This window comes from Longicatena sp. (assembly GCF_982403165.1).
Genome location: NZ_CEVYEL010000031.1, coordinates 19576 through 32695, shown reverse-complemented (window position 1 = coordinate 32695; position 13120 = coordinate 19576). Strand labels below are relative to the sequence as shown.

Annotated in this window: 14 protein-coding genes; 3 read left to right on the top strand and 11 right to left on the bottom strand. The window is 34.9% G+C overall.

What is annotated here, in order from left to right:
* The 3 genes from AC1VS3_RS08210 to AC1VS3_RS08200 form a co-directional block, all read left to right on the top strand.
* On the top strand, window positions 1–783 hold a 783-nt coding region (locus tag AC1VS3_RS08210), incomplete at its 5' end, for an ABC transporter ATP-binding protein (protein ID WP_481275584.1).
* The gene (locus AC1VS3_RS08205) at window positions 783–2648 is read left to right on the top strand and encodes an ABC transporter ATP-binding protein (RefSeq protein ID WP_008690888.1); all 1866 of its coding nucleotides are present in this window, start codon (window positions 783–785) and stop codon (window positions 2646–2648) included. The genes AC1VS3_RS08210 and AC1VS3_RS08205, both read left to right, overlap by 1 nt.
* 97 nt (window positions 2649–2745) lie before the next feature.
* Window positions 2746–3087, top strand: coding sequence for a winged helix-turn-helix domain-containing protein (locus tag AC1VS3_RS08200; protein WP_226897110.1), 342 nt, complete (start codon window positions 2746–2748; stop codon window positions 3085–3087).
* Window positions 3088–3257: 170 nt separating this feature from the next.
* Here AC1VS3_RS08200 and AC1VS3_RS08195 read toward each other — a convergent pair whose 3' ends face one another.
* The 11 genes from AC1VS3_RS08195 to AC1VS3_RS08145 form a co-directional block, all read right to left on the bottom strand.
* Window positions 3258–4028 (bottom strand): sulfite exporter TauE/SafE family protein, encoded by a 771-nt coding sequence (locus AC1VS3_RS08195; protein ID WP_008690887.1) that lies wholly within the window; start codon window positions 4026–4028, stop codon window positions 3258–3260.
* Window positions 4022–4465, bottom strand: a complete 444-nt coding sequence (locus AC1VS3_RS08190) for a MarR family winged helix-turn-helix transcriptional regulator (RefSeq protein WP_008690886.1) — start codon at window positions 4463–4465, stop codon at window positions 4022–4024. The genes AC1VS3_RS08195 and AC1VS3_RS08190 overlap by 7 nt, the downstream gene beginning before the upstream one ends.
* Before the next feature lie 228 nt (window positions 4466–4693).
* Window positions 4694–6253 carry a HAMP domain-containing sensor histidine kinase gene (locus AC1VS3_RS08185; RefSeq protein WP_008690885.1) on the bottom strand — a complete coding sequence of 520 codons (1560 nt, stop codon included), beginning with the start codon at window positions 6251–6253 and terminating at the stop codon, window positions 4694–4696.
* Window positions 6237–6917 (bottom strand): response regulator transcription factor, encoded by a 681-nt coding sequence (locus tag AC1VS3_RS08180; protein ID WP_008690884.1) that lies wholly within the window; start codon window positions 6915–6917, stop codon window positions 6237–6239. Before AC1VS3_RS08180 ends, AC1VS3_RS08185 begins: the two co-directional genes overlap by 17 nt.
* A gap of 107 nt (window positions 6918–7024) precedes the next feature.
* Complete coding sequence (locus AC1VS3_RS08175; RefSeq protein ID WP_008690882.1) at window positions 7025–7723, bottom strand: GNAT family N-acetyltransferase; 699 nt, start codon at window positions 7721–7723, stop codon at window positions 7025–7027.
* 279 nt (window positions 7724–8002) lie between these two features.
* The gene (gene rsmI / locus AC1VS3_RS08170) at window positions 8003–8860 is read right to left on the bottom strand and encodes a 16S rRNA (cytidine(1402)-2'-O)-methyltransferase (RefSeq protein WP_008690881.1); all 858 of its coding nucleotides are present in this window, start codon (window positions 8858–8860) and stop codon (window positions 8003–8005) included.
* A 9-nt stretch (window positions 8861–8869) separates the two neighbouring features.
* On the bottom strand, window positions 8870–9856 hold the full coding sequence (gene ricT / locus AC1VS3_RS08165; protein WP_008690880.1) for a regulatory iron-sulfur-containing complex subunit RicT: 987 nt from the start codon (window positions 9854–9856) through the stop codon (window positions 8870–8872).
* Entirely contained in the window at window positions 9853–10830 is a 978-nt protein-coding gene (locus tag AC1VS3_RS08160; RefSeq protein WP_008690879.1) for a DNA polymerase III subunit delta, read from the bottom strand. Before AC1VS3_RS08160 ends, ricT begins: the two co-directional genes overlap by 4 nt.
* On the bottom strand, window positions 10823–11458 hold the full coding sequence (gene tmk / locus AC1VS3_RS08155; RefSeq protein ID WP_017144517.1) for a dTMP kinase: 636 nt from the start codon (window positions 11456–11458) through the stop codon (window positions 10823–10825). The genes AC1VS3_RS08160 and tmk overlap by 8 nt, the downstream gene beginning before the upstream one ends.
* Before the next feature lie 869 nt (window positions 11459–12327).
* Window positions 12328–12651: a hypothetical protein gene (locus AC1VS3_RS08150; RefSeq protein ID WP_008690876.1), complete on the bottom strand. Its 324-nt coding sequence runs from the start codon at window positions 12649–12651 to the stop codon at window positions 12328–12330.
* 90 nt (window positions 12652–12741) lie between these two features.
* Entirely contained in the window at window positions 12742–13104 is a 363-nt protein-coding gene (locus tag AC1VS3_RS08145) for a sporulation initiation factor Spo0A C-terminal domain-containing protein (protein ID WP_008686846.1), read from the bottom strand.
* Window positions 13105–13120 lie beyond the last annotated feature (16 nt).

Sequence of the window (13120 nt, the reverse complement as noted above, 5' to 3'; positions counted from 1 at the left end):
TCTCTAACTAATGGAGAAAAACCTGTATATGAAATGAAAAACGGTAAAATAATTTTTAAAAATGTAAGTTTTAGTTATTTTGTAAATAAGGATAAAGAGTGTTTAAAAAACATATCTTTACATATTCCCAGTGGTTCTACTCTTGGAATAATTGGAGGTACAGGTAGTGGAAAAAGCTCTTTAGTTCAGCTAATACCTCGACTATATGATGTTACAGAGGGAGAAATAACCATTGGTGGTATTGATGTAAAAAAATATGATTTGTTTACATTGCGAAATGAAGTTGCTATGGTTCTCCAAAAGAATGAACTATTTTCTGGTACGATAAAAGAAAATCTCCGTTGGGGAAATAAAAATGCAAGTGATGATGAAATAATTCATGCTTGCAAATTAGCACAAGCTGACTCTTTTGTAGAAACATTTCCTAACCAATATGATACATATATTGAGCAAGGTGGAACGAATGTATCTGGGGGACAAAAACAACGTCTTTGTATTGCTAGAGCATTACTTAAAAAGCCTAAAATTTTAATTCTTGATGACTCAACCAGTGCGGTAGATACTAAAACAGACGCAATGATAAGAAAAGCATTTCGTGAAGAAATTCCAGACACAACGAAAATCATTATTGCACAGCGCATTTCTTCTGTGGAGGACGCTGACCACATTATAGTAATGGATCAAGGGAAAATAAATGGTTACGGTACACATGAGGAATTATTAAAAAATAATGAGATTTATAAAGAAATTTACGCTTCACAGACGAAAGGAGATAATAATTGATGAAAAGTAAAAAAAATGTTCTGCAAGTTTGGAAACGACTCTTATCATATATTGCAGGAAAACATAAGGCTCTATTTAGTGTTGTTGTAGTTTGTATACTTCTAAGTTCTTGCACAGTTGTGGTAAGTTCATTATTTTTAGAAATACTGATTGACGACTATATCACACCGTTATTATTGGAAAATACACCTTCATTTACACCACTATTGCATACAATTATTTTAATGGGATGTATTTACATAATAGGTGTGTTGGCAACGTATTTATACAATCGTTTTATGGTGAAAATCTCACAGGGAACATTAAAAGAAATAAGGGATGATATGTTTTCTCATATGCAAGAATTACCTATTAGATATTTTGATACTCATACACATGGAGATATAATGAGCCACTACACGAATGATACAGATACACTTAGGCAATTTATCTCACAGGCTTTACCACAATTTATATCCGCTATTGTAACTGTTATAGTAATTTTAATTTCAATGTTTGTTAGCAATGTTCTTTTAACTATATTAGTCATTGCGGTAACGGTTTTAATGGGATTTGTTACAAATAAAGTTGGTGGGGCTAGCGCTAAATATTTTATTAAACAACAAGAAACTTTAGGAAATGTAACAGGTTATATAGAAGAAATGATAAATGGGCAAAAAGTTATTAAAGTATTCTGTCATGAAGAAGAAGCAAAGAAGCAATTTGATGAAAGAAATAAAATATTATGTGCTGACTCAACTCAAGCAAATAAATATGGAAATATTTTAATGCCTACAATTATGCAATTAGGAAATTTGCAATATATACTAATTGCTTTAGTAGGAGGTTATATGGCTTTACATGGAATAGGGGCTATAACAGTTGGAATGATTGTTGCATTTTTAAATCTTTCAAAAACATTCTGTATGCCTGTTTCTCAGATTGCTCAACAAATTAGCATGATGGCTATGGCTCTGGCAGGAGCTGAACGTATTTTTGAATTGATTGATGAAGAAGCAGAACAAGACACTGGATATGTAACGCTTACTCATGTTAAAAATAAGAACAATGAGTTTATAGAAACAACGGATAAAGATGGCGTTTGGGCATGGAAACATCCTCATCATGATGGGACTTTAACTTATACACCATTAAAAGGAGAAATTGAATTTTGTAATGTTGATTTTGGATATGATGATAAAAAATTAGTTCTCCATAATATTATCTTAAATGCAACTTCTGGACAAAAAATTGCTTTTGTAGGTGCGACAGGAGCTGGAAAAACTACGATTACTAACCTAATAAATCGTTTTTACGATTTGGCGGATGGAAAAATTCGATATGACGGTATAAATATCAATAAGATTAAAAAAGAAGATTTAAGACATTCTCTGGGAATAGTATTACAAGATGTAAACTTGTTTACAGGAACAATTATGGATAATATAAGATATGGTAATTTACAAGCTACTGACGAAGAATGCATTGAGGCGTCAAAGTTGTCTAATGCTCATAACTTCATATCCAGATTGCCAGACGGTTATCAGACATTTCTGACACAGAATGGAGCTACTCTATCACAAGGACAAAGACAATTAATTTCTATTGCACGAGCAGCTGTTGCCAATCCCCCTGTCATGATACTAGATGAAGCAACATCTTCCATAGATACAAGGACAGAAAAATTGGTACAACAAGGCATGGACAATCTGATGAATGGACGAACAGTGTTCGTTATTGCTCATCGTTTATCAACTGTTAGAAATTCTGACTCTATTATAGTTTTAGAGCAAGGAAAAATTATTGAACGTGGTACTCATGATGAATTGATAGAGCAGAAAGGTGTATATTATAGCCTTTATACAGGAGCATTTGAATTGTCATAACATACAAAACTATAAAAGGAGGTAAAGAAATGGGAAGATATTAGTTATTGAATTTAGCGAAAGTGAAGAATTTATTTTAAAGCAAACTGTTGAATGGTTGTCTTCAAAATTATCTGTAACTCCTACTATACAAACTACTGCACAGTTATTTAAAATTAATCCTTATACCAGAGAGTTTACTAATCATTTAGGAAACAGTGTATATTTGACAGCCAAAGAATTTGACTTACTCTATTTTCTCTTTTGCCACAAAGGGCAGGTATTTACGAAAGACCAACTATATGAAAATGTCTGGGGCTTTCACAACGCACCAGAGGGAAACAATCTCACATCATTCATACGGAAACTAAGAAAGAAGATAGAGCCGTCCCCAGACAATCCGCAGTACATACTAACTGTCTGGGGTGTTGGCTATAAATTCAACGAAGAAAAACCGTAGCTGTAATTCACATTCATGTGATCTACAAGCTACGGTTTTGCATATTTATCATAACGTCATATCAAAGCTCTTTCGTAAGTGGTAAATTAGTGGTAAACTGGACTTCAATAACTTAAGTTATTGCTGATAAATCCAATGTTTAAGCGATAATTGGCATTGATGTTTTAAGTTTATTGTAAAAAATTTACGGTCATAATGGCAATACCGAGAACTGTTAAAACAACACCGGTAGCACGATTTAAGGTAATCGGTTTTGCCTTATTGGCAAATTTAGCAGCCACTCTTGCCCATAACAAGGTAGATAAGATACAAAACAACATTGCCCACCAGTCTGGTGCTCCTCCAATAGTAAAATGTGAAACAGCCCCGGTAAAGGCAGTGAAGGTCATGATGAAGACACTGGTTCCAACAGCTGTCTTTAATTCATATCCTAAAACACTTGTTAGAATTAACAGCATCATCATACCGCCACCGGCACCGATGAAACCACAGATAAAGCCAATCAAAATGCCACACAGTACCGATTGCACAAAGCGTTTTTTGGGATCTATATCTCCCATTGATTCTTTTGTCGTCATCACCGGTCGCACAATAAATTTAATACCTAATAAAAACGTCATAAAGACCGAGAAACCGCCCATAGCTGTATTCGGCACTAAAGAAGATATCCAACTGCCCACCATTGTGAAGATTAATACCGTCACCATCATAACCAAGCCGTTTTTAATATCCAAATTCTTATTTTTACCATACGTGTAGGCACTGACAGCACTTGCTAATACATCACTGGATAAGGCGATGCCAACTGCCTCATATGCCGGCATGCCTAAAAATGTAATCAGCATGGGACTGATGACTGCTGCAGCACTCATTCCTGCAAATCCCGTACCAAGACCGGCACCAATACCGGCTATAAAACAAACGATAAACTTCATCAGCATGTTTCTTCTTCCTCCTTTAAAGCTGCTTTTACATTTTCATTCATCCGCCGAAAAGTGTCTTTCATCCTCTTTAACTCTTCTTCGCTAAAGTTCTTTAACAAACGCTTTTGAAACCGTTCCTGTGCTTTTCGACCATCGGCAATCACTTTATCAGCCTTTGCTAACATATGCAAATATATCGTCTTATGATTGCCTTCTTGATAATATTTTTCAATATATCCCTGTTCCTCTAAAAATTTTAAGGATGTTGAAACATGTGATTTCGTTAATTTACGACGTTGGACGATATCCGTCGCATTTTGACATTGTGGATGATTGGCCAGGAATAATAAAATATCGACATCCATTTTATGTAGGTCATAACGTTTGCAAACATTATGCAATTCCTTCTCATACAACCGTTTCCATAAATCAAGAATCTCTAAAAATTCCAACATGTAACCTCACCTCTTTGTTCTATTTAGAACTATATGATACCATGGTTAGCTTTTTTGTCAAGCTATAAATTCATCAGATAAACTATACGTGTGTATCTGCATATACTTTTTCGTAGATTCTTCTTTTTGACAAAGAAAAAATCCTATTCATGGATAACACCCATAAATAGGACAATTATTAGATTCTCATTGCGAAAAATACAGTGCACCTTTATCCTAATCTCTTACTTATGCCATCTTTTCATGATCCGCTATACATAAAGGCAATGTGAACCAGAACGTCGTGCCTTGACCTCGTTTACTAATTACCCCGTATTCAGCCTTATGTAATTCTAAAATTGCTTTCACGATACTAAGACCTAATCCGCTTCCTATTTTAGAGCGAACATGTGTTTTATCCACTTTATAATAACGTTCCCAGATATAAGGCAGCTGTTCTTTTTCAATCCCATCACCATGATCCATCACTTCAATGCGTACTCGATCTTTTTCAATGAGCTGACGGACATATATCTTATGATCATCTCCACAATAATTAATGGCATTGTTTATCAGATTATATATCACCTGATTAATTTTAATGATATCTGCTTTAACAAAAACCGGTTTATCATACTGAAACTGAATTGTAAAATCTTTATTTGTCAGCAGTTTATCATATCGGGCGATAATATGTTCAATTTCTTCTGTTATATTAAAGCTACTGCTATTAATTTCTTGAGCACCGGCTTGTAACTTAGATAAATCCAACATATCATTTACTAAATTGGTCAGCCTTTTCGTTTCGTCAATGATAATCTGCACATTTTCTGCTGTATTTTCACCAGGAATATCTCGCATAACTTCACCATAACCACTAATCATTGTCAGCGGCGTTCGCAAATCATGACTCATATTTGCGATTAATTCCCTGCGCAAGCTTTCAACCTTTGACAGCTCTTTCGCCGCATAATTCAAGGTGTTGCTGAGCTCTTCGATTTCCAGATAGCCTTTCCCCTTAAATGCTACATCATATCGTCCTTTCGCAAGTATCTTGGCGCCATCATTGATTTCAATAATCGGCGTAGCTATTTTACGAGATAAATACATCGCTAAAAGCGACGCGATTAGAATGAGAATTACGGCAATGATAAGAAACTGTGTCTGAATCGTTTCGATGGTGGCATTCACTGGTGTCAGCTGTGCATTGACCACAATGGTTTTTATACTTTTATCTGCCTGCATGACTACACTGATATATGTCATCATTTGGGCATTTTTATTAGATGGTAATAGCTTTCGAAGCTTTTTCTCATCATAAGGTGTATTTAAGATACTATGATAGCGATCCGTTAGTTCTACTTCTTCTTTGAAATTAAAATCCTCTTTATTCGCAGATTCTTCTAATAAAGTAGAAGCAGTACCATCATGTTCCTTCGCCTCTTTTTGTAGCTTAGCAATGATATCCATGTGCTTTTTCATGCTAAACTCGGTGATGCCACAGCGAGGATCTCCTTTTCCACTACTGGAATATAACGGTGTTTCATTTTCATTCTCATAAACAATGACACAGAATTCATTTTCTTTGATAATCGCATCAATTTCATCCTTATAATTCTCATTATTTATTACCTGATTGATATCACTTGCGGCATCTTTTACGGAACGTGATTTGATCAACACATAAAATTTTTCTAAGAAAAAAACCTGAAAAAGCCACAGTACCAAAATGATGATGGCAATAAAGACTAGTAAACTGCCGAAAATTTTCCATTTGATACTGGTATCTTTTCTATTGTTTGCCTTCAAAACGATAACCTACCCCACGTAAGGTAACGATTGTAGAACTATAAATTCCCAGGCTTTTTCTTAATAATTTAATATGTGTATCTAACGTGCGATCGTCACCGTAAAAATCATATCCCCATACATCATGAATCAGCTGTTCTCTTGTTAAGGCAATGCCTTCATTACGCACCATGTAAAACAGCAGAACATATTCCTTAGGCGACATTTCGCTTTCTTTTTCATTTATGAATACCTTTCTGGCTGTAAAATCAATACGTAAGCCTTCATATTCATACACATCCTTATGTTTTTTATCCTCTTCTCCATGAACTCTTTTTAAAATCGCATTGACGCGCATCATCAGCTCTTTCGGTGAAAAAGGTTTAACGACATAATCATCAATCCCTGTTTCAAAACCATGAATACGATCATACTCTTCTCCACGCGCGGAAAGCATAATAACCGGAGTAGAAGCCTCTTCACGTATCTTTTTCACTGCTGAAAACCCATCAAGATTAGGCATCATGATATCCATGATAATCAAATCAAACTGATCTTTTCGACATTTCTCAATCGCGTCCATGCCATCCACTGCCTCAGCAATTTCATATCCTTCAAATTCCCCATATTTCCGAATGATGTTACGTATTTGCGCTTCATCATCAACGACCAACAGCTTGCTCATGTTATCACCTCTATGTTCATTATAACGTGTTTTTGACGTTGCTGTGTGAATGTTTCATGAATTTCTTACGTTATACAAGTGATAATGAAAGCAAAGGATCATGGATCCTATTCCTCCATAAAATACCAATAAGTCAGTTTCTCAGAAGTTTTCATACCGGCTTTCTTTTGCAGCTGTAAGCTGATGATATTGTCTTCAACAATTTCGCCATAAGGAATACGTCCCTTTAACATTTGTGATTGTACTGCCCGTTGTAATAATGCGGTTGCAATACCTTTTCTTTGATATTCTTGCTTTACTTCTAATAGACCAATACTTTCTTCTTCATGCACACCAATAAAGCCACAAAGGATTTCTTTATCAAAGACAGCAAACATGTCATCATTTAGACATTCTTTTATATATTCCACTGTTGCCAAAGAAGGCATGGAGTGCTTATATAAAGCAATAATTTCTGGTATATATGCTTCTGTCAGCGTTTGCATGGTAAAACCATGAGGAAGTTTTACTTGCGGTAATGTTTTTTCGATATAAGCACTGTGATAACAACGTAGTTCACAGGTGATATGGTATTGTTGTTGAATAAAACGATCGGTATACATATCATGTGCCACCAAAATAGCAAAAGAGGAAGGAAGATGTGCTACAACAGCTTTTGCACTTGCTTCATTCTCGGCAGCACAATATAACATATGTGATTTCGGACTCTCTATTAATAATCCATGGCTATCTTCATAATAAATCTTACCTTTCTTTCGGCGACATTCTAACATATCGGCATATAAGATACGATCTTCAAGCTTCATGCATCTAACCTCCTTTTTCCTATGAAATTAAAATCATAGTTCTTTTATACTATCTTTTGATATAGAATATGACATCATTTTATTTACCTGTTTTCTGAATAGTACTTTCCTTAATCGATTGGCACACTATAACGAATAAAAAAGTGTCTTCTCACTTAAGCTTCCTACTCAAGAATAGATAAATTAGAAGTAAATCATCATATCGTTTTTGAAATGATGGTAACCCTTTTTTATCTAAGGTGAGTATGGACTTCGCTTCGTGATAAGACACGCATTCCTTTAGCTTAAGCCATGGAACTCTTTATATAAATCGTTCTTAGAAAGACCTCTTTCTTTCGCGACTCTTTTTATCGCTTCATTGGTCGTTAAACCACCATCAATATATGTTTTAATCTGATCGTGGACCAAAGGCATTGCCTGATCTTCACCGGGGTCTTTTTCTTCTTTGCTGCCTTCGATAATGACAACCATTTCCCCTTTTAATTCCTCAACAACCTCCAGCAATTCCTCAATCGTGCCACGTAAGAATTCTTCATGCTTCTTCGTTAATTCTCTTGCCAGACACATTTGACGATTCCCCAACACCTCTTTACAGCTTTCCAGCATTTTACGAATACGATGGGGAGCTTCATAAAAAACAAGGGTGAAAGGATAATACTTCAAATCATGCAGTTCCCGAATACGTTCTTTTTCGGATGCCTTCAAAAAGCCGTAAAACAAGAAATGCTGTGTATCTAAGCCACTGCATACCAAAGCATTTAACATAGCATTGCTGCCGGAAACAGGAATAACACTGTAGCCTGCTTCAATCACCATCTTACATACGATACTGCCAGGATCAGAGATCAAAGGATAACCTGCATCTGAAACAATTGCAATGGAATTCCCCTGATCTAGCAAATCCACTAACCCCTTAGCACTTTGCAGTTCATTATGCTGATGATGAGAAAGCAGTCTGGTCTTAATACCAAAATGTGTCAATAGTTTCATCGTATTGCGGGTATCCTCAGCTGCTATGACATCAACGCTTGCTAAGATAGAAATGGCTCTTGGTGTCATTTCTTCAAGATTTCCGATAGGCGTAGCCACCAAATATAATGCCGGTTTCTTTTGTTCAAAGCTTTTTTGTCTGTTCATGTTTGTCACCTACCGATCAGAAAAATCAATGTCCGGCCAAAGTTCTTGGAAGGATAAAAATTGTACATCTTCCTTATTTTCAATTTTTACCTGTTGTAGTAAAACATTCATACTGGTAATACGATAACGACTGCCTTTATATTCTATCTGGCTGTTCATTTTAGGCAGCCCTTCTCTTAATTTTTTATATTGTCCATCTTCATATTTTAAACAGCACATCAATTTTCCACATTGGCCGCTTAATTTCTGAATATTCAATGCCAATAACTGATTTTTTGCCATATTGATAGATACAACATCAAAATCATTAAGAAACCGTGAGCAACAAGTTTCCATACCGCACATACCCAAACCACCGATAATTTTTGATTTATTACGAGGTCCGATCTGTCGCAATTCAATACGGCATTTGAAAATACTAGCTAGATCCTTTAATAATTCACGGAAATCTACGCGTTCATCGGCTACATAAACAAAAATGATCTTACTGCAATCTAACGTATATTCAGCTTCAATTAAATTCATATCCAAGCCTAACTTAGCAATACATTCATTGCAGATTTCCATCGCTTTTTTTGCCTTTTCTGCGTTGATTTCTACTTGTTTTAAGTCTTTCTCCGTAGCTTTACGCAAAATTGGTTTAATTTCCATACCGTTTGGTATGAACGTCTCTGTTTCCTTTACGATCTTTCCTAATTCCTGTCCGCGAATCGTTTCAACGACAACATCATCACCAACATGGTAGTTATTATCGTTACATCCAAAAGAATAGACCTTCTTTGATTCTGAAAAAGATACAAAGGCCAAATATTTATATGTACGATTTACATGTTCTCCATGTTCTTTGCGATGATTATCATAATGATTTTGATTGTGTGCTTCTTTTTTATCCTGTCGTGCATCATTGTTCTTATGATTGTCATGATACGTGTTTCGCCCGTTTTGTTTATGCTCATTTTTTGCGTTATTCGTTTTATTTTGTGTATTCTGATTCATCGTGTCACCTCTTTCATTTCATATAACAATTGATCTATCAGCATCTGCAGATTTACAGAGCGTAAAAGCATATCCTTTCCACGCATCAATATCTGCATAATTTTTATGATATCCATATCTTTCTGCTGCATGGTTTCCAGCTGTTTTTTATACCACATATCTTGACATGCACTTTCTTTTTTCATGCATTCCTTAAAAAACAGCAGCAACATATCTAATACATATTGCAAAGCCTGTTTCCCATATTTTTTTTGTTTTGCCGGGAAACCCTCCAACTGCAAGAACAATAAGGCTTGATAGCAAGATTTCTGATACCGTTCCAACATTCCTTTAAATACATATACAGCATGTTGGTAATCTTCACTTTCTACCGCCTCAAGAATACTTTGTTTCTGATGCAAGATATGAGATAACAAATAGGCATCTAATTCTGCTATTTCTGCTCTGACCTCTTGATAGCAACTAAAAAATCCCGGTGCTGTAAAAGGTATATTCTGACAGCGTGAAATGATGGTTGGCAGCACTCGATCCATTTGTTCAACAATCAAGATTGCTGTCATATCATTCGTTGGCTCTTCCAAGAATTTCAATAGAGAGTTTAACGCATCTGGAGTGGCATTTTCTGCATGATCAAGAATATAAATTTTCTTACCGGTTGTTTCTAAACCGGTTTTATTAAATTCCTTCTGCAGTTTTACGATATCTTCTTTTTTAATCGAAGTCGTTGTCCCATCAATATATTTTAAATCCGCAAATTCATTTGCCGCTATACGTTTACAGGTATCACAGCACTCACATGCAAAACCATGCGTAGAACATACCAAACTTTGTGCAAGCAGATAAGCTGCCTCTTTCTTCATTGTCCCAGCAGGCCCGGAAAACATATAGGCATGCGCAAGCTTATCAAGTTCGAGTGCATGCTTTAAGGTTGTATAAACAACCGGCTGTTGTTCTTTTAATAGTTCCTTAATCATGAGCGTTTATAATCTCCAACAGACACTCTATCGTTGCCTTTAACACATCCTCAATGGATTTGGTCGCATCTATCACATGCATGCGTTCATGAAACATTTCCCGTATGGTATCATAGCCTTCTGAAACCATCTGATGAAATTTCATACTTTCATTGTCCAGACGATCCTTTTCTCCTCTTGTTTCAATACGGGAAAGTCCTGTATGCAAATCAACATGAAGAAATATAGTGGCATCTGGCAAATGTCCTTCTATCGCAAATTCATTAATTTTATACACTTCTTCGATACCTATTCCACGGGCAATTCCTTGATATACCAATGAACTGTCCACAAATCGGTCGCAGAGTACAATTTGATGTTTTGCCAAGGCTGGCAGAACTTTTTCTACCAGATGTTGTCTGCGGCTAGCGGCATATAATAATGCCTCACAACGCGCATCCATGGCTGTATTTTTAGGATCAAGTATCACATGACGGATTTGTTCAGCAATATCAATCCCTCCCGGTTCTCTTGTATAAACGACCGGATACCCCATATCCATTAACTTTTCATAAGCCATCTTTGATATTGTAGTCTTTCCACTGCCATCATTTCCTTCAAATGTAATAAATAATCCTTTTTTCATCATTAAAACACTCCTTAACCAATCTTCTTTATTATAGCATATTCGCTATATCTATGCATGAAATTTCATGGATTCGCAACACCAAAGAAGAAACTTGCTAATTAAAAAAACATAATATACCTTACATATAGATCCCATATAAAAGTTTTAATTAAGGAAGGAACCTTATGTATCGCATAAATGGTTTATTCAGCAGTAAAAAAAGTGCCGTATTTCTTTTTTAAACAAGAGAAAAACTGCATAATCTGTATAACTCTGCATACGCTATGTGTATAGCTATTCCTTTTAAATATAATAGTTTTTAACGTTTTTGTTAGACTATTGTTAGATTATATATTTGTTTTATATCTTTCATATATTTCTTATCATATAATATTGCCTGCTTTTGCTACTATAAAGTATTGAAATCTAATTTCAATACATCGCAAATTTTTTTACACAAATAAGCGTTAACATCGTTAAAATTATTTTCGATGTATATATAATCTCGCTCGTGTATATGTAATATTTCTGCCGTTTCTTTAATAGATATAGATTTAATAATTCTTTTTTCCATAATTATATTCATATAGTCGCCTACCTTTACTTGTTAGAGCGTGCAAGTAAGGTTTTTAGCAGGCAATATACAGTTATTTTTTTAACTGCCTTAATATTTTACAATAATTTCCTAAACAATTCACTGGTAAAATATGGTTGTGAATATTTACACAAAAGAGTGTCATTTTTTGCGATTTTTATGTTTTATTTCCAAAATCGCGATAAAATGCTATTTTTCATTTACATTCACTTACATTTAATTTTATGTGATAGTATTTTTACATAAAGAGCGTGCGGTAGGGTTGCAGGGGAAAGCCATAGTCACATTTTTGTAACTATGGCTGTTTTTTTACTATGAGAAACGATGCAACACACATATTATCTTCACCGATCAGATATATAACTTCTTCTTTAATTATGCCGTATAGAAATTCATTATAATAGATTTTGAATCCTTTCGTAAAACGGATTTCGTTAACATCTGCATACAATGTTTCAAATCTATCTTTTAACATTATAGTGTGTATATCGGGGAATTCTTGCTCACATAATTCTAAAATTTCAATTACCTTCGATAATTTTTCACATCCCTGAAATAACGTTACCAATTCATTTTCTATCAAAATCTCCCATACTGTATCCTTATTAATTTTTCTCATTTGTATATCATCCTTTCGATTTGATGATACATTACAATGAGTGATTAATATAATGGTAAATATTGTAAATGGTCCTTGCCTTTTGATGTTTTACATATGTTTGATATTCAAGTAGTCCACGATAAGAGCTATGAACTCCTTGTTTGTTGGGCGCGCTTTACGACCATCAACCGTATTGTGAAAGATGCACATAATCTCATCCATATCACCACGCAACCATGTAATTTCAATGGCAACACGAATCGTACGCTCTACACTTTGCGATGATGTATGATGCTGTCTTGCTATTATCGTATATACATCTTTTATGATATGATTTAATCTTGTAATATCTTTATAAACTAATATAATGGCATCTCTAACGTAATAAAATCCCCTAATATGAGCCGGCATACCAAAATCCTGCAAGATATCTGTTATTTCTTTTGTTAAATTTTTTGTTTCTATGATCATTCTGTTTTCCCCCTGC